The 21295-nt window shown below is 67.5% G+C and carries 17 protein-coding genes, 3 pseudogenes and 1 riboswitch; of the genes and pseudogenes, 10 read left to right on the top strand and 10 right to left on the bottom strand.

The window, feature by feature from the left end; genetic code table 11:
• Positions 1-3: 3 nt before the first annotated feature.
• A complete protein-coding gene (locus ACQF4J_RS45005; protein WP_427168424.1) occupies positions 4-2928 on the top strand; it encodes a discoidin domain-containing protein in 2925 nt (974 codons plus the stop codon).
• A 166-nt stretch (positions 2929-3094) separates the two neighbouring features.
• Here the strand turns inward: ACQF4J_RS45005 and ACQF4J_RS45010 are convergent, their stop codons facing one another.
• Entirely contained in the window at positions 3095-3409 is a 315-nt protein-coding gene (locus ACQF4J_RS45010; RefSeq protein WP_427168425.1) for a DMT family transporter, read from the bottom strand.
• 11 nt (positions 3410-3420) lie between these two features.
• A riboswitch (guanidine-III (ykkC-III) riboswitch) is annotated at positions 3421-3485 on the bottom strand.
• A gap of 264 nt (positions 3486-3749) precedes the next feature.
• Positions 3750-4394: a hypothetical protein gene (locus ACQF4J_RS45015; RefSeq protein ID WP_427168426.1), complete on the bottom strand. Its 645-nt coding sequence runs from the start codon at positions 4392-4394 to the stop codon at positions 3750-3752.
• 633 nt (positions 4395-5027) lie between these two features.
• Between ACQF4J_RS45015 and ACQF4J_RS45020 the strand changes: the two genes are divergently transcribed.
• A complete protein-coding gene (locus tag ACQF4J_RS45020) occupies positions 5028-5819 on the top strand; it encodes a class I SAM-dependent methyltransferase (RefSeq protein WP_427168693.1) in 792 nt (263 codons plus the stop codon).
• A gap of 676 nt (positions 5820-6495) precedes the next feature.
• On the opposite strand, the gene ACQF4J_RS45025 is transcribed toward ACQF4J_RS45020, so the two are convergent.
• Both ACQF4J_RS45025 and ACQF4J_RS45030 read right to left on the bottom strand, forming a co-directional pair.
• Entirely contained in the window at positions 6496-6939 is a 444-nt protein-coding gene (locus ACQF4J_RS45025; RefSeq protein WP_427168427.1) for a hypothetical protein, read from the bottom strand.
• Positions 6940-7099: 160 nt separating this feature from the next.
• Positions 7100-7504 (bottom strand): hypothetical protein, encoded by a 405-nt coding sequence (locus ACQF4J_RS45030; protein ID WP_351571529.1) that lies wholly within the window; start codon positions 7502-7504, stop codon positions 7100-7102.
• 235 nt (positions 7505-7739) lie between these two features.
• Here ACQF4J_RS45030 and ACQF4J_RS45035 point away from each other — a divergent pair, with 235 nt between their 5' ends.
• A complete protein-coding gene (locus tag ACQF4J_RS45035; protein WP_427168428.1) occupies positions 7740-10505 on the top strand; it encodes a BTAD domain-containing putative transcriptional regulator in 2766 nt (921 codons plus the stop codon).
• A gap of 1133 nt (positions 10506-11638) precedes the next feature.
• Complete coding sequence (locus ACQF4J_RS45040; RefSeq protein WP_351803338.1) at positions 11639-12091, top strand: hypothetical protein; 453 nt, start codon at positions 11639-11641, stop codon at positions 12089-12091.
• A gap of 157 nt (positions 12092-12248) precedes the next feature.
• Here the strand turns inward: ACQF4J_RS45040 and ACQF4J_RS45045 are convergent.
• Positions 12249-12399 (bottom strand): annotated as a pseudogene (locus tag ACQF4J_RS45045) (IS5/IS1182 family transposase); the annotation flags it as partial.
• Between the two features lie 175 nt (positions 12400-12574).
• Here ACQF4J_RS45045 and ACQF4J_RS45050 point away from each other — a divergent pair.
• Entirely contained in the window at positions 12575-12958 is a 384-nt protein-coding gene (locus tag ACQF4J_RS45050; protein ID WP_351571520.1) for a hypothetical protein, read from the top strand.
• Between the two features lie 651 nt (positions 12959-13609).
• On the opposite strand, the gene ACQF4J_RS45055 is transcribed toward ACQF4J_RS45050, so the two are convergent.
• On the bottom strand, positions 13610-13957 hold the full coding sequence (locus ACQF4J_RS45055; RefSeq protein WP_427168429.1) for a hypothetical protein: 348 nt from the start codon (positions 13955-13957) through the stop codon (positions 13610-13612).
• A gap of 450 nt (positions 13958-14407) precedes the next feature.
• Between ACQF4J_RS45055 and ACQF4J_RS45060 the strand changes: the two are divergent.
• A pseudogene (locus ACQF4J_RS45060) lies at positions 14408-15119 on the top strand (transposase); the annotation flags it as partial.
• A gap of 194 nt (positions 15120-15313) precedes the next feature.
• On the opposite strand, the gene ACQF4J_RS45065 reads toward ACQF4J_RS45060, so the two are convergent.
• On the bottom strand, positions 15314-16165 hold the full coding sequence (locus tag ACQF4J_RS45065; RefSeq protein WP_427168430.1) for a patatin-like phospholipase family protein: 852 nt from the start codon (positions 16163-16165) through the stop codon (positions 15314-15316).
• Between the two features lie 55 nt (positions 16166-16220).
• On the opposite strand from ACQF4J_RS45065, the gene ACQF4J_RS45070 reads away from it, so the two are divergent.
• Entirely contained in the window at positions 16221-16811 is a 591-nt protein-coding gene (locus tag ACQF4J_RS45070; protein ID WP_427168695.1) for a TetR/AcrR family transcriptional regulator, read from the top strand.
• Positions 16812-17032: 221 nt separating this feature from the next.
• Here the strand turns inward: ACQF4J_RS45070 and ACQF4J_RS45075 are convergent, their stop codons facing one another.
• The 3 genes from ACQF4J_RS45075 to ACQF4J_RS45085 all read right to left on the bottom strand — a co-directional run bounded on the left by ACQF4J_RS45075 (position 17033) and on the right by ACQF4J_RS45085 (position 18299).
• The gene (locus tag ACQF4J_RS45075; RefSeq protein ID WP_351571508.1) at positions 17033-17209 is read right to left on the bottom strand and encodes a hypothetical protein; all 177 of its coding nucleotides are present in this window, start codon (positions 17207-17209) and stop codon (positions 17033-17035) included.
• 289 nt (positions 17210-17498) lie between these two features.
• Positions 17499-17690, bottom strand: a complete 192-nt coding sequence (locus tag ACQF4J_RS45080) for a hypothetical protein (protein WP_351571505.1) — start codon at positions 17688-17690, stop codon at positions 17499-17501.
• Positions 17691-17840: 150 nt separating this feature from the next.
• A complete protein-coding gene (locus tag ACQF4J_RS45085) occupies positions 17841-18299 on the bottom strand; it encodes a hypothetical protein (protein ID WP_351571502.1) in 459 nt (152 codons plus the stop codon).
• 174 nt (positions 18300-18473) lie between these two features.
• Between ACQF4J_RS45085 and ACQF4J_RS45090 the strand changes: the two are divergent.
• The 3 genes and pseudogenes from ACQF4J_RS45090 to ACQF4J_RS45100 form a co-directional block, all read left to right on the top strand.
• Positions 18474-18775 (top strand): annotated as a pseudogene (locus tag ACQF4J_RS45090) (transposase); the annotation flags it as partial.
• Positions 18776-19323: 548 nt separating this feature from the next.
• Positions 19324-19524 carry a cold-shock protein gene (locus tag ACQF4J_RS45095; RefSeq protein WP_351571499.1) on the top strand — a complete coding sequence of 67 codons (201 nt, stop codon included), beginning with the start codon at positions 19324-19326 and terminating at the stop codon, positions 19522-19524.
• Positions 19525-19832: 308 nt separating this feature from the next.
• Positions 19833-21077 (top strand): RICIN domain-containing protein, encoded by a 1245-nt coding sequence (locus ACQF4J_RS45100; RefSeq protein WP_351571496.1) that lies wholly within the window; start codon positions 19833-19835, stop codon positions 21075-21077.
• The last annotated feature ends 218 nt before the right edge of the window (positions 21078-21295 follow it).

The raw sequence follows: 21295 nt of genomic DNA on the forward strand, positions 1-21295 counted from the left end.
TCTATGAGCTCGTACGGTCTTGGACGACGTCACTTCCTCACCACCGCCATCGGCGTCGCCGCCGCCTGGACCCAGGTTTCCGGCAATGCCGGCGCCGCCACCTCGTCGCGCGGCTCGTCCGTGCAGGTCTGGCTGACCGACATATCGGCCAAGAAGTGGGTCGTCGGCCAGAGCGATGTGCTGTTCCGGACGAAGAACGCGGACAACCCGCTCACGATCAAGGTCGACGACAGCGTCAAGTACCAGAAGATCCAGGGCTTCGGGGCGGCGATGACCGACTCTTCCGCCTGGCTCATCAACAAGCTGTCCACCGCGGACCGAGCGAAGCTGATCCAGAAGCTGTACGACCCCTCGAAGGGCATCGGCCTCAGCCTGATTCGTACGCCGATGGGCGCCACGGACTTCAACGCCTCCGGAAACTACTCCTACGACGACATGCCGGGGGGACAGACGGACACATCGCTGTCCAACTTCTCGATCCAGCACGACGAGAGGTACATCATTCCGGTCCTGCGGCAGGCGCTCGCACAGAACCCGTCCGCCAAAATCATGGCCAACCCATGGAGTCCGCCAGGCTGGATGAAGACCTCGGACTCCATGATCGGAGGCACCCTCAAGGGCGAGAACGCCTCCACGCTGGCCGACTACTTCGTGAAGTTCATCAAGGCCTACGGCAGGGCCGGTGTGCCGGTCTCCTACATCTCGCCGCAGAACGAGCCCATGGGCACACCCAGTTGGCCCGGCATGTTCCTGTCCGCCTACCAGGAATCGGCGGTGATCCAGGAGATCGGCCAGGCGTTCGCGGCCAACCGCATCTCCACGAAGATCCTGGCCTGGGACCACAACTGGGATGTGCCCTCGTACCCCGAGACGATCTTCAGCGACCCCGCCGCCTCCCAGCACACGGCGGGCACCGGATGGCACATCTACAGCGGCAACCCGACGTACCAGACCCTGGTCCACAACGACTTTCCGGGCAAGGAAACCTACATCACGGAGGCCAGCGGAGGCGTCTGGCAGGGGGACGACGAGACGGCGTTCAGTGACGCACTCGGCACGTGGATCATCAGGGGCATGCGCAACTGGGCGAACGGCGTGTTGCTCTGGAACACTGCGCTCGACCCCAAGTTGGGGCCGCTCAACAGCGACACCAATGGCATCCCCATGTGCCGGGGACTGGTCACGGTGGATCCGGACAGCGGCCAGGTGTCCTACAACGTGGACTACTACGCACTCGCTCACGCCAGCCGGTTCGTCAAACCCGGAGCGCATCGCATCTACTCGAACACCTTCGGGGAAGGAAGCATCGAGAGCGTCGCGTTCCAGAACCCGGACGGCTCGAAGGTCCTGATCGCGTACAACTCGGGGAGCGCCACGAAGGCCTTCAGTGTGGCGGACGGAACACAGTCCTTCGACTACACCCTGAACGCCGGCGACGCCGTCACGTTCACCTACACGGGCCGGCGCAGCGGCGGGACCCCCGCGGCGACCAATGTCTCCGACCCGAGCCATGACTTCGCGTTCAAGTCGTCGCTGGGGCCGATGACGGTCACGTACGACCCGGCACTCCTGCAGTACCAGAACGCCGTGCGCACCGGAAGCAAGCTGCTCACGTACTCCCTGCCGATCGGAGCGTCCATCAAGACGCCCGGAACATCAATGAGCCGTGGCAAGTGGACCGCCACGGCTTCGTCGAGCCCGGACTGGGGTGCGGCCTCGAACGCGATCGACGGCGACATCAACAGCCGGTGGAATCTCGGCCAGGGGACGACGAGCGGCGCCTGGTTCCAGATCGATCTGGGGAGCCCGACGAGCTTCAACAAGATCGTATTCGCCACCGGAGAAAGCAACTCCTTCGACTACGTCACCAAGTACCAGATATACGTCTCGGACGACGGGGCCGACTGGGGGAGCGCGGTCGCGAACGGCAGCGGGAACATAGGGAAGATAGCCGTCACGTTGCCGGCCCAGACGGCGCGGTACATTCGCATCGTCTGTGTCGCGGCATCCGGTTTCTGGTGGAGCATCGCCGAAATCAACGTTTACGGATCCTCGAGCGGCACCGGTTCCATCGCGGCCCCGACAGCGGTGCCCAAGGGCCTCCAGCTGAAGACGTGGACCAGTCAGGAAGGGGCGCAGGTGACCGCGGTGTTCAACGGCACCGCCGGCAGCCACAGCTTCTCGGTGTCCGCCGACGGTTCGTACACCTACACCCTGCCGAGCGGGACGTCGGCGATGTTCACCACGCAGAAGCTGTCCAGCTTCCCGGCACCGGTCATCAGCAGCCTGAAGCCGAAGCAAGGCATACCGCGCGCCAAGTTCACGATCAGCGGCTCTCATTTCGGCGACGCGCAGGGGCTGGGCACGGTGCGGTTCGGAGAGCTCTTCGCAGAAATCGACAGCTGGTCGGACACGAGCATCGGCGCATACGTCCCGGCCGGACTCCCGGTGGGCACGTACAAGGTCTCGGTGAACGGCGCCGGCGGAGCGGACGCGGGTTCGGCTTCGTTCGACGTCATAGACCTGGGCCCCGCGCTGTCGCGCACGGGCTGGACCGCCACGACCTCCGACACGAGCCCGTACAACGACGGTCCCGCGAACATGCTCGACGGCGATTCCGGCACCCGGTACAGCTCCGGAAGGGGCCAGTACGACGGCCTGTGGATCCAGGTGGACATGGGGCAGACGCAGACGTTCGGCAAGATTCTGCTGGATTCCGGCAGCAATATCGGTGACTATGCGCGAAGCGCTGACGTGTACGTCTCCACGAACGGAACCGGCTGGACCAAGGTCTCTTCCATAGAGGACGGTCAGCGAGTCGAGTTGATTTCCTTCTCGACCCAGACGGCTCGCTACATCAAGGTCGTCAACACCGGCAACGTCGCGAGTAATTGGTGGTCAATCGCGGAACTGACCGTCTACAGCTGACCTCGGGCCTTCATACGAGGTGATCGATACCTTTCCTCGAGGCCGAGAAGGTGCCTCCGGCAGCGGACGCAGGACTTCCTGCCCCCTATGTCCGCTGGCCGGAGGTACGCAGTTGGAGGGCTTCAGCACCGTGGTCACAGGAGGGCGCAGTCGAGAGAGCGCGGCCTCAGTGCGCGGCCTTGAGCCCGACCGCGCTGCCGACGATCAGCACGAGGAAGACGATCTTCCGTGTGCTTGCCGATTCGCCGCCGGTGAGCATGGAGTACAGGACGGTGAGCACCGCGCCGATACCCACCCACACCGCGTACGCGGTGCCGACGGGCAGGTCCCGCAGCGCGTAGGCCAGGCCCGCCATGCTGCCGGCCAGAGCCACGGCGAAGGTGAGTGTGGGGACGAGCCGGCTGAAGCCCTCGGACTTGTCCAGGGCCGTAGCCCACACCGCTTCCAGAACACCTGAGAACATAAGAATGAGCCATGACATGACGGCCTCCGTACGGGCCGTCTTGTCGCACACCGGGTACGGCACCCCTCGTCCGGAAGCCCTGTCCGGGCTCCACTCCAACATCGCACACCTGGTCATCGCAGGCAACGACGACTCCCTGGAACCCCACCTCACCAGCGCTGGCCGCGTCGGAACCCGGCACGCAAGGGTGATGATCGCATTCCGCAGCTCGCCGACGTCTTCACCACCCAGAACCCTCGCCTCGGCCGACACCGGCACCACCACCTGGCCCGACCCTGCACCCATACGACGAAAGGTGCCCACCCTCCGCCGCACGCGGGCCTTGGGTTTCACGGATCAAGGCTGCTGGTCCGGCTGCTCAGCCGCGGTCCTCATCAAGGGCAGATTCAGGGTTGCGGAGACGGGCCGCCGCCCGGCGAGCCAGTTCGGCAAGCCGCCGGTACTCAGCGGCCAGCCCGGGCTGCTCGCCGGCAGCCCGCTCATACTCACCGGCCAGCGCCTCCTGGGTCGCGCACAGAGCGGACGCCACGTCCGCGAGCTGTCGCTGCAAATGGATCGCCCTGGCTTCCAGAACTTCCCGCGACGTAGGCGCTTCGCCGGCGTGGCGAGCCCGGGAATCAGCCACCTCCCGGTCGACGGCACCCTGCTCCCTGTTGTCGCGTGCATCGGCGCGGAGCAGTGCCGTTTCACTGCGATCCAGTCGGGCCTGACTGCCGTCCATCAGCTGCCGAGACCGCTCGATCGCCTCATATGAGCGCTCCCGGAGGCTGGGAGTCGTCTGCCCCAGCCTCCGGGAGCGCTCATCCAACCGTCCCTCCCACCCGACGAGCCGGCCTTCTCGTTCGTCGGCCGTCCGTTCCCGCTGGTCAGCCACCCGTTCCCGTTCATCGGCCACGCGATCGCGTTCGTCGGCCGTCCGTTCCCGTTCGTCGGCCACGCGATCGCGCTCGTCGGCAGCAGCGCCGGTTGAAGGGCGCTCGCCGTCCGACTGGTCCGTCCCCATGCTGTCAGTATGCCCAGACAAAGGCTGGATCGTCACACGTTATCTCGCACCGGACATTCGACGCAGTCGCGCGCGTAGGCCACGCTGAGGCCGCGAGGGTACGGCGGTGGTTCGGGCAGCAACAGCTCGATCAGCGATCACAGTTCGTCCGACACGACCCACGGCCGCGACTGACGCTTCCCCATGCCCCCATCGACGAGCGATCAAGCTGACAGTTACATGATCAACTCACTTTTGTGAGAGCCAGTAAGCCGATGACTCGGCGATCAGCAGCCGTCACCAACTCGAGACCGCCTCCCAATAAGCCATGACCGCGCAAGCTTGTCGAAAGGATCCCGGCGGCGATCAGGGCCTCGGATCTGATGAGCCCCAGAGGGGCGCGGCGTCGCGTCTGGGCCGTCGCGGCTCACCGACGGCAGTGTCGGTTCACATCGAAACCATCGCCCGCGACACATACGGCGTGCACAACTCCGACGACAAGCGCCCACGCACCCGCTGCGCGGCCACTTGTCGAGCCCGTGGACGCCTCGGTGCCCGCTAATCTCGTTGAGCCCGCATCATGCGATCGTGTTGGCTTGTGGCACCGGACTGTTGTTCTCGCAGGTGTCGCGTAGCTTTGGCAGGGAGTTGAACGTGCCCGACAGTGTTGTCGACCCGGCCGCCCACAATCGGGCAGCCTGGGACAAGTATGTCCAAGAGGGCAACGAGTGGTCGAGGCCGGTGAGTTCTGAGGAGGTCGAGCGCGCCCGCATGGGCGACTGGTCGGTTGTTCTCATCGGGCATGAGCCGGTCGACCGCTCCTGGCTGCCGGCGGACCTGACCGGCAAGGAGGTGTTGTGCCTGGCCTCCGGCGGTGGCCAGCAGGGTCCGATCCTCGCCGCCGCAGGGGCGCGGATCACCGTATTCGACAACTCACCCCGCCAACTCGGCCAGGACCAGAGGGTGGCGGCGCGCGACGGACTCGAACTGCGCACCGTCCTGGGCGACATGCGCGACCTCAGCGCCTTCGGTGACGCAACGTTCGACGTCGTCTTCCATCCGGTCTCCAACCTGTTCGTACCGGACGTGGCAGCGGTGTGGCGTGAGTGCTTCCGCGTCCTGCGACCGGGCGGAAGGCTGCTCGCGGGCTTCCTCAACCCCGATGTGTACCTGTTCGACCACGAGGCGCTCGACGAGCGCGGCGAGCTGATCGTCGTGCACAAGCTGCCCTACAGCGATGTCACGCGCTACTCCGCCGAGGAACGCGCCACGAAGTTCGGCGCGGATGCCGCTCTTGAATACAGCCACACCCTCACCGATCAGATCGGCGGGCAACTCGCCGCGGGGTTCATCCTCACCGGCTTCGCGGAAGCGCCGCACCAATCCAACGCATCCGCTCCCTACCTGTCGCACTATTTTGCGACGCTGGCTTTCAAGCCGGGCTGACCCAGCCGTGGTTGGCCGACCGAGGCGGCCGTGTCTCCGAGCCCAGTGGAGCGCTCGGCCAGCACGCTCCCCCCACCAACTTCGCTGAACCGCGATGTTGACGCCGTGGGTGCGAGCTAGGGCGTCGAGGCGGCGACGACCATCGTTTTCACGTGGGGGTCGGCATGCGGGCTGAAGATCCATTGCCGACGTCCATGTTGATGGCGAGGGTGATGCGCGGGCTGCGGCCGGGGCAGGCGATGACCGCCCCGGCCGGTCACGACTTCGCCGCCGCTGATGACCGCGACCGTTCCGCGTAGAGGTGGCGTGCCAGCAGACGTGAGCGATTTTGGCCGCTGGGCCGCTTCGACGACTTCCGCCGCCGTGTGGGTCTGTCCGAGGCGGTCATCGCCGACCTGCCGCGCAAGCTGGTCGCGTCCTGCGGACCGTCCCCAGGGGCACGGCAGCCGGCCCCGGCACGAGTCCGCTCACCGCCAAGGGCCGCGACCTGTGGCCGGGCCGCGTGGCGCTGCGTCAGTGAGGCGAGACGTATGTCGCCGGCCTCGAGTGGCCCGTCATCGAGAGATCCCGGCACCGCGACCGCGGTGCCCAGGTTCGTGTGCTGGTCGAATGCCCGACCAGCACACCGCCCTCGCCCCCACCGAGGTGACGGTCCTGCAAGGGCCGGCGGCACGTCCTAGCCGTCGACGCTGGTGAAGGTGTAGGAGGTGCACGCGTAGGGCGCGGGGTCGCCGTCGCCGTGCGCGAGGCACACCTTCATGCCGATGCTGCCGCGCGGAGCGACGTTGCCGTTGAAGAACGGGTCCCAGACGACAGCGGCACCGGCCAGGCCGTTGCCGTTGTACCGGCTGCCCAGGTAGTGGCCGTTCTGCCAGGCGTACGCCTTGACGCCGGCGCCGTCAGCGCACATGTCGTGGATCACGAAGTAGTCGTCGTTGTCCCCGCCGCCGGGAGCTCCCGGACCGTAGTCGTCGAAGTCCAGACGGCCGCAGCCTTCCGGCGTGGTGATGCCCGTACTGTCGTTGGCGGCCAGGGCGGGTCCCGCCGCCAGCACCGCCGTGCTCGCCGCGGCTGCCGTCACGATCAGCAGCTTGGTCAGTGTCTTCTTACGAGTGTTCACGATTCCCCCTTCACTTTCCGGCGGCGCCGGTCCGCGCCGCCATGGCTGGGCGGCCGGAGAGCGTTGGTCCCCCCGACGCTTCCGGCCCGCGCACTCCGCTGTCCTCGGACACGGGGGTGCGAGCTTCTCGATTCCCGTCGGCTATGGCGATCCCCTGCCGTCAGGGGTAGGTGGTGTACACGTGGCAGTCGGCGCAGCCCTTGTGCTGTGCGGCCTGAAGGCCGGAGCCCACGTTGATCCGTGCCTCAGAGGCGTTGTGCACCCAGCCGCTCCACGAACCACGCCACTTGACCCGCACCCAGGCGTCCCCCTTGCAGGAACCGTCGGATCCCTTGTTGGTCAGGGCGTAGGCGCTCGTGCTGAGCCCTCCGTAGGTGGTTCCGCAGCTTCGGGTCCACGTCACCACGCCGAGCGGGCGCACGTCGTGGCGTGTGCTGTGGACGGTCATGGACTTGGCAGCCGGCAGTGGCGCGGCCTGGGCCGGGGCGCTCACCGCCACGCCGGCGGTGATCACGGTCAGGGCACTCGCCACCCCGACGGCGAGTGACTTCGTTCGGGTCCTCATGTCGGTCCTTCCGCGATGTCCGGGGATTCCGGGTCCGGTTGACGCCCCGGAGTGCTGGTTTCCGGCGCGCAGGTCCAGGTTGTCCCGCGGGCGCACAGATGGCGCACAGATGCCGTACACGGCCGCCGGGTGCGGTGTTTTAGTGGACTGGGTCTGTTTCCGGTGTGACGTGCGTCCAGGGGGATCGGTGGAGTTCCGGCTACTGGGACCGGTGGAGGTGCGCCACGATGGCGAGGTGCTCGCGTTGGGTGGGCCGCGTCAGCGAGCCGTGCTGGCGGTACTGGCGCTGCGAGCCAACGAGGTCGTCACGGTCCGGACCCTGGTCGAGGCGGTCTGGGAGACGGCCCCGGCCTCGGCGGACACCAACATCCGGACATATGTCGCCGCACTGCGGCGGTTGTTGCGCGAGGGCGGCGAGCGGCTGGTCACCCGGCCGGCGGGCTATCTGTTCGCCGCGGCACCCGACGAGGTGGATGTGCTCGCGTTCGAGGAGTCGGCGGGCCGCGGCGACCGGGCACTGGCGGAACGTGACTTCGTGGGCGCGGCCGGGTTCTTCGAGCGGGCGCTGGCGTTGTGGCGGGGAGAGCCGCTGGAGGATCTCGAACCGGGGCCGTGGCTCCTGATGGACATCGTGCGATTACGGGAGCGTCGGCTGGTGGTGGCCGAGCGTCATGCCCGGGCCCTGGTGGGCGCCGGTCGCCACGCCGACGCGGTCGCGGAAGTACGGCCGCTGCTCACCAGGCATCCGCTCCGGGACGGGCTGTGGGAGGCACTGATATCGGCCCTGTTCCAGGCAGGGCACCACGCCGAGGCGCTGGACACCTACGAGCGTATGCGCACGATGCTGGCCGAAGAACTGGGCAGCGACCCCTCCCCGGCACTACGGCGGTTGCACCAGCGGATTCTCTCGGCCGACCCGGCGGTGTCGAGTCCGGGAACCACGGGCGTGCCGGAGTCGATACCGCGCCAACTGCCCGCGCCACCCCCGTCGTTCACCGGCCGTACTGCCGAACTGGCCACGCTGACCGCCGTCCTCGACAAGGCGACGGCAGCGGGCGGCACGGTGGTCATCTCGGCGTTGTCCGGCGCCGGCGGGATCGGCAAGACATGGCTCGCCTTGCACTGGGCCCAACAACACCTCGACCGGTTTCCCGACGGGCAGTTGTTCATCGATCTACGCGGCTTCGCGCCCGACGCGGAACCGCTCGCGCCGTCTGCGGCCCTCAAGGCCTTCCTGCAGGGCCTGGGCGTGGCGCCGGGCCTTCTTCCGGCGGACGACGACGCCTTGGTCGGGGTCTTCCGCAGTCGTGTGGCCGGCAGGCGCATGTTGATCGTGCTGGACAACGCCTACGATCTGGAGCAGGTCGCCCCATTGCTGCCGGGCAGCCCGACCTGCGCGGTCCTGGTGACGAGCCGGGACCGTCTGACAGGGCTGGTCACCGCGCACGGCGCCCATCTGCTTCCGGTGGACGTGCTGCCGGAGTCCGAGGCACGGGAACTGCTGGCGCGCCGGCTCGGCGCCGAGCGGTTGGCCGCCGAACCCGAAGCGGTGGACGACCTGTTGGCCCGCTGCGGTGGATACCCCCTCGCCCTGGCCATCATCGCCGGACGCGCGGCCGCGCACCCCGGTTTCCCGCTGCGGGCGCTGGCCGACGAGCTGTGCGACGGCACCGCCAGGCTGGCCGCGCTGGACGAAGGCGACCCGACCGCCGACCTCTCCTCCGTGCTGTCCTGGTCCTACACCGATCTGCCCGCCGCCGAGGCGGAGATGTTCGCGCTCCTTGGGAGCGCGCCCGGCACGGAACTGGGTGTTCCGGCCGTAGCCGCCCTGGCCGCCGTACCCGCTGCGAAGGCGCGCACCGTCCTGCGGGCTCTGGAGCGAGCTTCGCTGGTACAACAGAGCGTCCCCGGCCGCTGGCGGATGCATGACCTCGTCCACCTCTACGCCGGTGAACGGGCCGAACAGGACCTCTCTCCACACACCCGTGACGCGGCCCTGAACCGGCTGCTCGGCTTCTATCTGCACACCGCCGAAAACGCCGAGTTGCTGATCAACCCGGACACCCAGGCGTTGGGGCTCGGTCAGCCCGAACTCGGCGTCGAGCCACTCGCCTTCGACGACGAGGGTTCCGCGCTGGCGTGGTTCGACACCGAGCACACCAACCTGCTCACCGCACTCCGGCTTGCCGTGGCCCGGGGCCGCCATCGCGCGGTCTGGCAGTTCGCTTTGGCGCTGGACGCCTACCACGTCCGACGGGGTCATCTCCGCGAAGACCTCGCCGCCTGGGAGGCCGCACTCAACGCCGCCGACCACCTCGACGACCCCAAGAGCCGCGCCCTCGCTCACCGGCACCTCGGCGTGGCCCACGCCGACCTCGCCCGACACGATGAGGCACTGGAACACTTCAGGGAAGCGCTCGCGCTGGCCGAACAGGCCGACGACCTCGCCGGACAGGCTCGCACCCACCACACTCTGGCATGGGCGTGGGGACGGCGGGGCGAGTACCGGCCGGCCCGCGAACACGCCACCCGCGCTCTCCACATGTTCCAGGCCCTCGGCAACCACGTCCGTGCGGCCCGGACCCTCAACCAGGTCGGCTGGTACTCCACCCGACTCGGCGACCACACCGAGGCGCGCGGCGCCTGCGAGACCGCGCTGGAGGCGCACCGCAGGCACCACGACCGCGAAGGCGAGGCACACACCCTCGACAGCCTCGGCCACATCGCCCACCACACCGGCCGGCTCCCCGAAGCGCTGGAGTACTACCGACAGGCCCTGGCCCTGTACCGCGACCTCGGCCATACCTACTCCGAAGCCGACACCCTCGACCGCCTCGGCCACACACACCTCACCGCCGGCCGGGCCGCCGCCGCCCGCGTCACATGGCAGCAGGCCCTCGACCTGTATGACACTCAGCACCGCACAGAGCAGGCTGACCAGGTACGGCAACAGCTCAGCGCCCTCGACGAGCACAATGAGCCGAACGTGAAGCAAGGCTGAGCCGACGTCACCCGCCGTCGGCGCGCGCCACCAGTCGCCGGCCCCTGCGGGAAATGGGAGGCGACGGCGGACAGGCCCCGAGCGGTCCCGGGGTCGAGAGCGGCGCCGTCCGATGTCAGCCAGGCCGGGGCCGACAGAGTTGGCGCCGTGCGTGAGGCGGAGGCGCTGTCCCAGCCGAGCACTACTGCCGCCCGCCGAGCACCACGCCCGCCCGCCGAGCACCCAGCCCGTCCACTCCGGTCTCCGCCGCGGCGGTCCGCCAGATAGTCGACCGACAAGTCCTCGAGCCCGGTCGCATTCTCCCGATACAGCTCAGCCCGGCGCGATCCCACCGGCTTCCTCCGCGATACCGCGCCGGACGCTACTGCGGGTGCCAAGTCCGTCCGCAGGCACTGCAGTTCCGCCCCCATCGACGGCATCCGACACCCCAACGGCGACTCCATCAGCAACCAGTCGAGGCTTCCGTGACAGCCGCGATCCCACATCTGACCGGCGGAACCCACACGAGATTCGACCCGTTCCGCCTTTCATCCGTGGAGGAAGCGTGAGCTGCGGCTCCCCCAGGTGACGATCCGGCAGGGAGACCAACTCAGTTCGTGCAGGGTCTTGTTCACGACGAACTCGGGCTAGCCGATCTCGAACCGGCGGTGCTGGCGTCGGTGTAGCGGTGACTGTCGCGGTCGCGGTCACGGACTTCGTCTCGGCGTGCCACTTCCGCAAGCGACGAGCTGAGCAGTCGCGACGACCAGGCGGTAACGACGATGCACTCGCGCATGGAAGCCACCAGTTGGCCCCGGTGCCTTTGGACCCCGTTCCAGGATGAGTTCCGCTTTGCCGGATGTCCACGAAGAGACGGAGACGTTCTGTACTGACCGCCCACGTCTCCCACCTGCGTCACCACCTCACCGGACCACGCCCAGCCGCGGACCGCAGCCACCTCAAGGGCATCCAGCGAAGGCTCCGCGACGCGAACGGTTGAGTCGCCGACCTTCGTCCGTGACACGGAGACTGCTGCCGTGCGTTTCATCGCATGAGACGCAGGTCGAGGAACCCAAAAGGGCCGGGGGCGTGGGGCCCGCCCCATGCCGTCATGGCACCATGCCCCTCAGACCACAACGCCCACGGGGGGACACATGCGCACCCGCGCCACCATCACGCTCGCCGCCACCCTGCTCGCCACGCTCACCGCCTGCTCCTCGTCGAGCGACGACAAAGCTGACGCCCCGAGCAGCAAGCCGACTCCGGCTGCCGAGCAGCCGAGCAACACCTCGACACCGGCCGACGCCGTCGATCTGGAGCGCGTCGCGGAAACCTACACCGACCTCTACTTCGCAGGGGAGGGGAAGGGCGCGTACGCCTTCCTGTCGAAGCGTTGCCGAGCCAAGGCCGACCCGGCCAGGTACGCGGCCACTGTGGAGCAGGCCGCGAAGGGCTACGGCCCCGACCACCCGGCGACGGACGTGCACGCCACCGTCTCAGGAGACATGGGCCGAGTCTCGTACAAGGTGAAGGGCCTGCCCAAGTTCGACCAGCAGCGTCAGCCATGGACGCTCGAGGAAGGCGATTGGAAGTACGACGCCTGCTGACGGACCTGCGCGCTACTCACACACCGACGCGTCCCCTGCGCGAGTTCCGCTCTGCGATCTGACCGCCCGTCATGCCCCGCCGCAACGAACCCGCTGGAAGAGACCCCTGGTCCAAGTCATGGAGACGTGCCACGAAAAGCGGTGAACATCATCACGGGTGCAGCACCAGCAGGAAGCCCCGGAACACCAGCCGGTCCGCATGCCGCTTGCGTTCCGGATGCCAGGGCTCGACGCTCAGTCCTCGGCAAGAGCGGTTCGATCACCGCCCACAGCTCGTCGTCGACTGCCCACGGCTTGGGCCGCGCCACTGCCCATCCTCGGATCATCACCCCCTGAGTGATCAAAGTGCCCAGCGTTTCGACGAGTGTCGAAACGCTGGGCTCTCTCTGCGGGCCGGTCTTACCTTGAGCCGACCGGATCGACCACCCGGGGTGGACTTCCGCCCGGCACAACTGGGCGGCATGCATAGGGGGAGAAGGAATCATGAGCCCACGTTCCCGCGTTTCTGCCACGCTTGTGGCCCTGGCAACGGTGGGGCTGCTCGGCACCGCCTCACCGGCGATGGCGGCACCTCAGGTGCCCAAAGCGCCCGCCTCGGCCTCCGCCTTCAACTTCACCACCGTCATCGACCAGTGGACGCACTGGAGCCCCGATCCGTACAACTCGACGCACGCGGGCACGTTGTACAAGGGGACCAGCTACTTCTACTGCTGGGACTACGGTGTCCAGTACTCCAACAACGGTCACACGAGCATCATCTGGTTCAAGACCGACGACGACACCGGGAACCGGAACGTTTGGGTGAGCAAGGTGAACTTCGACGACTGGGGCTGGTACAACAGCGAGGACAAGCTGAGGAAGTGCTAGCCAGGCCTGCTCCCGAAATCGGCACGTCTCGCTGGCTCGCCGCGCCAATCTAGGACTCTACGGCTCTCCATCTCCGAAGGCTCGGCCAGGAACTCCTCGCCGAGCCTTCGGTGTTGCTCCTCTGCTCGGTCGGGCCTGGTTATGCCATCCAGGAGCAGAAGGCGGTGAAGACGCTGCTGCGCCGAGGCGGACATACGCCGTGCGCACGACGGCGTTGAGGAGCCGGGCCTCGCCTTCCGCTTCGGTGAGGCGCCATTGAGACCGGCGTCGACCAGTTCGGGCGCAGCGTCCGGACCCGCGGGTCGCAATTTCCACCACAGCCCCCGCGGGCTGGACCCTGAGTCCCGGCACCGCCCAGATGTCACCGACCGAGCTGCCGGTAGAGGCCCTCTACACCATTGGTCCGCGCCATGCCGAGGCGCTGCGGGAGTACGGCATCCCCAGCGTGGGCCAGCTGACCGCCGTCACACCGGCCACGGTGCAGCCTCTGCCGGGCGGCAGGTCCGGTAGGACGGCGGCCGGCCGGGCTTGCGGCGTCGAACCCCGGCAACGGCCGTGCCCCGGTACAAGTTGAGGGAAAGAGGGGCCGACCTGGAAGGCAGCCAGCCCCCTTCCATAAAAACTGAAGGGGGCTGCTTCTGTCGTCGGCGCTTAGCAATGCACTTGCACTCGCTCGACGTAGTTGCCGCCGTCCAAAGTCCGCTGACCCCACGCCGAGACGAAATCCCACGTGCCGTTCACGTAATACACCGTGAAACTGTTTCCCTGGGCCCTGGCATAGTTGAAACGGCCGTAGATCCAGTTGTCTCCACAGCCGTCCATATTCCAGACACCTCCGGAAGTATCGTATACGCAGGCTCGCCCGGCATCGCACTTGTAAGTCACGTACTGGGGGTGGACGTCGGCAGCTGAAGCAGTGCTGGAGCCGCCGATGAGCGCGCCAATCCCAAGAGCGAGAGCCACAGCTGTACGGGTCACCTGCTTTTTGAGCAACTGCATCCAGAAGTCTCCCTGCCTGGGGCCCCACTTCAACGCCAGTTCGAGCAGACGCCCGTGAGGACCTGCCACTTGGCCAACCGATACAACTCGCCAAGGTTGACCTCTTGGCGCCACACGGTAGGCGTCGCCCGTGAATACCGGCCATCCTTTCGAACACCATCGAAACGTCCTCCACGGCGGACCACTTGATCCACGCCCCCAGCTTGGTCTCTTGACCGTCCGCGATCTCGAGATGCTTGCGGGCGGGCCGGAGGTGTCCTTCACGCGCGTGGAACTGCCGGGCCGCGGCGAGGTTCGACTCCCACCGATTAGCCTGCGAGCGCACCACCGGGCGCGTCGGCACGTCCTCGTCCGGGGCGACACCCACACTCTCCAGCAGGAGCCTCTGCACGGGCGTCAGCTGCTGGCGGGTGTGCTCCTGCTAGGCCCAAGGGGCACGCGGAGCGGAGTGCCACGAGGCTGATGCACCGGCTCGGCTTCAGCCCGCAGGTGCCTGCACGGCGGGTCGCCGAGCGCGACGAGCAGGCCGTCACCGCCTGGAAGGAGGCGACCTGGGCCGAGGTAAAAGAGCCCGGGCGGCCTGCGGAGGCTACATCTGCTTCGAGGACGAGGCAGGCTTCACCCGCCGGCCGCCCAAAGCACGCACCTGGGGCCGGCGCGGCCGAACCCCGGTCGTGGCGGTGAGCGGCAGACGCTCGGGACGCCTGTCCGTGGCCGGACTGATCGCCATGCGGCCAGGTTCCCGGACCCGGCTGTGCCATCGCCTGCGCACCCACCGACCGGGCAAAGACAGACGCCGCAGCATGGGCGAGCGGGACTTCATCGCGCTGATCGACGGCGTCCACCAACTCGTCAAGGCGTCGATCGTGCTGGTCTGGGACCGGCTCAACACCCACGTCTCCCACGCGCCATACGTGAGCTGATCGCCGAACGGGCCTGGCTGATGGTGTTCCTGCTGCCCGCTTACTCGCCAGACCTCAACGCCGTCGAGTGGGTATGGGCGCACGTCAAGCGCAGCCTGGCCAACATCGCTGTGGTCGCCCTCGACCGGCTTGAGGCCCTGGTCCGCAACCGGCTCAAACGACTTCAGTACCGGTCCGCCACCCTCGACGGCTTCATAGCGGGCACCGGCCTGACTCTCGACTACCCAGCGTCACCCTGACGAGCCCGGTGGAGGGCATGTGGCGCATATCAAGTGGAGTCTGGCCAACCTGGCCGACCGTGCCCTCAGCGAACTGGAGACTCGCTGCGCAGGCGGCTCAAGGCGCTGCAGTACCGGCGTAGCACCCCGGGCGGATTCCTTGCCGGGACGGGCCTGGCTCTCGACGGGCCGAACTGACCCCTCATGCGCCGAAGTCAGTATGCCCAGACGGCTCCGACGGTGGGGGCGAGGGTGCGGCCCTGTTGCCGGCCGGCATCGGCGGCCAGTTTGGCCCGGGCCGGGTCGTAGGGGTTTGGCCCGATGGCGGTGCGGCTGGTGGCATCGGGTGTGGCAAGCACGGTCTGCGCACTCTGGCTCAGGCGGGCGACGTCGTCCTGGGCGCTGGGGATGCCTGCGTGCCCCTCGGGCATGGGGGCCAGGACGACAATGCGGTCGTGGCCGGCCGCAAGGATGGCGTTTGCGGCAGAGACCATGCCGGCGTCAATCCATTCGCGCCCGCCGAAGTGCACGCTGGGCCAGATACCGGGAACGGCACCGCTGGCTGCCGTGGCGGTTTCGATCGCGATCCCCGCTGCGGGTCCGAGCAGTTCAAGACGACCGGTGTCTGCGTCAGTGACGGCGACCCGCATGGTGGCCGGCCACTGCTCAGTGCGCAGGCGCGCGCGGACCACAGCCTGGCGCATCCGGGGGGAGACGTTCGCCCCGAACTTGCGGGCCACCCGGCCGAAGCCGGCGCCCACCGCCTCGGGTGCGCCCGCGCCGGAGCGGAAGGCTTCTGCCCAGCCCTCGTAGACGGCCGGGTCGGTCCGCACTACCGGTTCGTGGTCGGCGGCGCGCGCCTGGTCGGCGAAGAGTGCTTCCCAGTCCGTGCCGGAGGTGAAGTTCGTTCCGACGAAGGAGCCGGCGGAGGTTCCGATCACCGTGTCCGCGGTGCGAAGGTCGATGCCCTCGTCGAGCAGACCCGCGAGCAGGCCGACTTCCCAGCCTATGCCGGTGACGCCGCCACCACCGAGGACGAGTGCGCGGGTTGGGTTCGGGGGAGTCAAAGGAACAACCTTTCCGGTAATCGTGATTTCCGATAATCTACGTTACCGTAAGCGGATGCAGCCTGTACACCGTGGCCGCCCCCGCCGAGCCGACATCGACCGTGTCGCCCTCGAACACGCCCTTGTTCTCCTTCAAGAGCGCGGCTACGACGGACTGCGGATGAAGGACGTCGCCGAGTCGGCCGGCATCGGCCTCGGTGCGCTCTATCGGCGCTGGGCAGGAAAGAAGGAGCTGGTCATGGCGGCCCTCCGGGCCGACGTGACCCAGCACGAGACGGATGACACTGGTGATCCCTTTGCGGATCTGGTCACCGCCCTTGAACGCATCGGCGACGCCGTGCCCCATGGCCTGGGCAGGCTGATCGCCGCCTGCCTTGCGGATCCGGACTCGGAACTGGCACGCGTGGCCATCGAGGCCAAGCTCACCCCCATGATCGACGGCCTCACCGCCCGGCTGGAAAGAGTGGCCGGCGCCGCGCCCGACGTGCGCCTGCGCGCCGAAAGCGGCCTGTTGTACCTCCTGTGGCGCACAGCCGTCGGCGGGCAGACAGCCGACGCGACCGCCCTTCACCGGCGAGTCCTCCAAGTCATGGGAGTCCCCCCACAGCCGGGCCCGGAACAAAGCAGCACGGCTACGGGACTCTGATCGTCAGCCAGGTGTGCCGTTTACTGACTTCGGCGCATTCACACTCGGGGTGATACCGCGGTGACCCAGGTGCAGCCAATAACTCTTCGTGGTGCTTGCGCTGCTCAGCGTTCAGCCGCCCCATTCTGGATACCGCACGCCTCCGGAAACCAGTCACGACGCACCCCGTCCCCGGCTCCGACGACGCCCAGACCCTAAAACACCAAGTCGGTAACTGTCTTTCAGGCCTCGAAGACCACTTGCAGTGTGACGCCGATGAGTCCCAGCCCGAGGAGCGTGGCGACTGCCAGGCACCACCAGGATGCCGCCTTCGCAAGCCGTGTTCCGTGCTCCCGCAGAGCTGCAAATGCTGTCAACGCGACGCCTACGACGATAAAGGAATAGAACAGCGCGGCCATCGTGCACCTCCACAGTCCGCGAGACTCTACTCCGCCCGCAGCCCGTCCGCGGGGAGGGCACGGTGGGTGCGTGTGACGGCGGGCATGTGGGGGGCCTTCGGGGACGTTGCCGTGGTCGAGGCGACGGGGTGGGACGGCCGTTCCCGCAGGATGGGCAGGTCCTGGGGCAGCCGCGCGCCTTCCTGCGTGGGGCACCAGGCGTGGGTGCGGGTCCGGTTGGCGTCGGGCGGCAGCGTGCAGCGTGCAGTCGACGAAGTCGTCGCAACGCAATCTGTTCAGAACTGGGACATCAGCTGCCCTGTGCCGTCCGGGCGCACATCCGGGGCAATTGGCTGGTGGTGGCGATGCGGCGGTTGGCGATGACGTACTTGATGCGTGGATGGCGGCTGTCGGGCAGCTGGTCGGCGGCCTGCCGGATGTCGAGGGCGCCCGCCGGACGGTGGGTGGAGTCACGCGCGGTGACGCTTCCGGCCCGTGCCACGGGTTGTGATCACTGTTGCTGCCAGGCGCATGGTGGGCCGTGTCGCCGTTGTCGCCGTCGGTTGTGAGGCTGCGTCCGGGGAAGCGCGCGTCAAGCTGATCGGGCAGGGCTTCCCGGCTGTTTGGCGTCCCGCCGGGACCCTACGGACTCCTAGTCGATGGGTACGGGGGCGTGGGGGTCCGCGACGTGGGGGAGGACGAAGTTGTAGCCGATGGCGGCATGCCCGCCGCCGTTGGGACAGACGCCCTTCTCGGCGTAGCCGTCGTAGAACATGGCCTGGCAGTTGGCGCAGTAGCGCCAGTCCGTCTGGGCGGTCGGCGTGCCCGCGATGTCGTGTGGCGGCACGTAGTGCTTGCCGTCGGCGACATGGCCCCCGCCGTCCGGGCAGCGGCCCTTTTGGGGGTAGCCGTCGTAGAACATGAGCTGGCAGCGTCCGCAGCGGCGCCAGTCGGTCTGCGCGGTGGGTGTGCCGGGCACGTCGTTGGGGATGACGAAGGTGTAGCCGCTGGCTTCGTGCCCACCGCCGGTGGGGCAGGTGCCCTTTTGCGGGTTGCCGTCGTAGAACATTGCATGGCATTTGCCGCAGTAGCGCCAGTTGGTGACCGACATGGAGGGTCTCCTTCGTGTGTTCGTCCTCGGGGTGGACCCAGCCGCCGTGACCGACGCTAGGCAAGCGCCGTCAGCCCGGCGTCACCCGGCCGTCATCGCGCCGCCGGCACGGGGCGCTGCGCCTGGTGGAGACCATCCCGGTGACCGGCGGTATCTCGATCCCGGCGCTGTTGAGCGGGCTGCACCTGGCAGCAACTGCCGTCGCCTCGTTCGGGGCGTCGGAAGCGACAGCCCATGGGCGCTTTACCGAGTGGTCGAAGGCCGGAGTATGGGCCAAGCTCCATCGCCTGGTCCTCGATGAGCTCGGTGCTCGCGGTGAGCTGGACTGGTCCCGCTGCGATGGATTGCGTGTCGGTGCGAGCTGTGAAAGGGGGGACCTGACAGGCCCGAAGTCTGTGGACCGGGGCAAGTACGGCTCGAGGGTCCACTTGATCACTGAGCGGACCGGTCTGCCCCTGTCCGTCGGCATCTCCGCTTATGAAGGAAGTCCACTGGCAGCCTTTTAAAGCGAGCCGGTACGGCCGGTGCTGGCGCTGGACGACGTGATCGGACCGAGGCGCGGGCTCCGGCCGACCGAGGCGCAGTCCGTGAGCTCATCGACGTCCACGCCGCCGCCCGGCACCGATCAGCAGCGGAGCTTGAGAACCTCGGACGGCGCCACGCCAGATGCGCCTTCAGCCTGGAAGAGCTCCGTGACCGCCTTGGCGGCGCGGAATGTCGGGACGACCAGGAATACGTGGACCACGGCCTCCAACCCGAACCAGATCGACGCCCTCAGGACATGGGCTGTGGAGTGGGCCACCGAGATCCAAACACGACTGCATGCCGAAGCGGATCCCGGCGATCTATGAAGAAGCGGCCCCGGAGCGTGACGGGACTCCGCGCCGGAGTCCGATGCTCGAGCACCAGTGATCGAATGGCGCAACCCCGGGTGGGGTAGAACAGACGCCGGACGCCTTCCTGGATCGGAAGGCGCAGCTACTCACCCCGACCGGTACTTCCGGCAAGATCGAAGGACGAGAGTATGGCCAGTGGCATCGTGAAGTGGTTCAACGCCGAGAAGGGTTTCGGATTCATCGCCCAGGACGGCGGCCCCGACGTCTTCGCGCACTACTCCAACATCACCGGCAACGGGTACAGGGAGCTGGTCGAGGGCGAGGCGGTCACATTCGACGTCACCCAGGGACAGAAGGGTCCCCAGGCCGAGAACATCGTCCGCGGCTGACGTACGTGTGCAGCGCAGGCTTCCGGGGCGTGCAGGTGGCTTGAGCGGCGCAGGTGGTGTGACACACCGGCGGCAGGTTCACATCTGACTCCGGCATGGCGAAGAGGGGCCCGGCCAAATCGGGCCCCTCTTCGTTGCGTTGGCGGCAGAAGCGGCGCCGACGAGCGTGAGACGAGGCTCTCCGAGGGGAGGCCGTGGAGTGGTTGGTTCAGACCTATGGTCATTGACATGGACACGATTTAGACTTCTGAATCGAGCACAGCAGGCACTCCGACCCCCCACAAGCGGAACAAGAGGAAGGCCTCCGCATGACCGGATTCAGCGCGCAAGCGGGTTTGCCTCGCACTGTCTTGAGACTTCTGACTCTGATCATCGTGGTCACCGGCCTCCTGGCCAATCCCGTGCACCGGGCGCACGCCGCCACCCCGTTCAAGGTGCTGGCCTTCTATGACGGTACGTACGACGCAGCGCACATCAGCTTCGACCACGAGGCCAACACGTGGTTTCCGCAGGCAGGTGCGCAGACGGGGTTCACGTACACCGCCACCACGGACTGGAGTCGGCTCAACGCGGCCGACCTTGCCTCGTATCAGGTCGTCATGTTCCTTGATGACTACCCCCACACCGCATCCCAACAGCAGGCCTTTCAGGCGTACATGGCCGGCGGTGGCGGTTTCGTCGGCTTCCACGTCTCAGCCTTCAACGACGACACCAGTGACTGGCCCTGGTATCACAACACGTTCCTCGGCACCGGCACCTTCAAGAGCAACACATGGGGCCCGACCTACGAGACACTGCGCATTGAGGACGGATCCCACGCGGCGACAGCGGGCCTGCCCGCCACGATCACCTCGTCGGTGAGTGAGTGGTACAGCTGGTCGAACGACCTACGCAGCAACCCTGCCATCGACGTTCTGGCGTCCATGGACCAGTCCACATTCCCCATTGGAACCGATGCCGACCAGACCTGGTACAGCGGCTACTATCCGATCGTCTGGACCAACCGCAACTACCACATGGTCTACAACAACTTCGGCCACAATGCGATGGATTACGCGACGAACACCACCCTGTCGTCGACCTTCGCCAGCGCTCAGCAGAATCAGCTTCTGCTCCAGGAGATCAAGTGGGCGGCCGGGCAGTCGGGCCCGGTCACCCCACCGCACAGCGCGACGGGAGCCATCCGCGGCATTGGCGGCAAGTGCGTGGACGTCGCCGGAGGGGCCACCGCCAACGGCACGGCGGTACAGCTCTATGACTGCAATGGCACCAGCGCCCAGACCTGGACCGTGACCGGCTCGGGCACGTTGACCGCGTTCGGCAAGTGTCTGGACGTCACGGCCGCCGGCACCGCGAACGGCACCAAGGTCCAGTTGTACGACTGCAACGGCACCGGCTCTCAAATGTGGCAGCCGGGAGCGAACGGGACTCTGGTCAACCCGCAGTCCGGCAAGTGCCTTGACGCCACCGGACAGAGTTCGGCCAACGGAACGCGGCTGCAAATCTGGTCCTGCACCGGGGCGGCCAACCAGTATTGGACCCTGCCTTCGTAAGCGCCCCCCGGGGGCGCTTCACCAGGCGCCCCGACGGCCACCGAGTCACTCTTCACGACGGCTCCCGTGACGCTGGGCCGTCCCGACGAGCACGGGAACTCGCACGCATGGCGGCACTCGAACGTGGCAGGGCAGCAGTTGCGTTCGTCGTAGGTGGCCGTGCGGGCGAGCCGTTGATCACCACGAATTGTGTGCGGCGACCGGCAGTAACGGCGAGG

It is taken from the genome of Streptomyces sp. C1-1, from assembly GCF_050214755.1.
GTDB lineage: Bacteria > Actinomycetota > Actinomycetes > Streptomycetales > Streptomycetaceae > Streptomyces.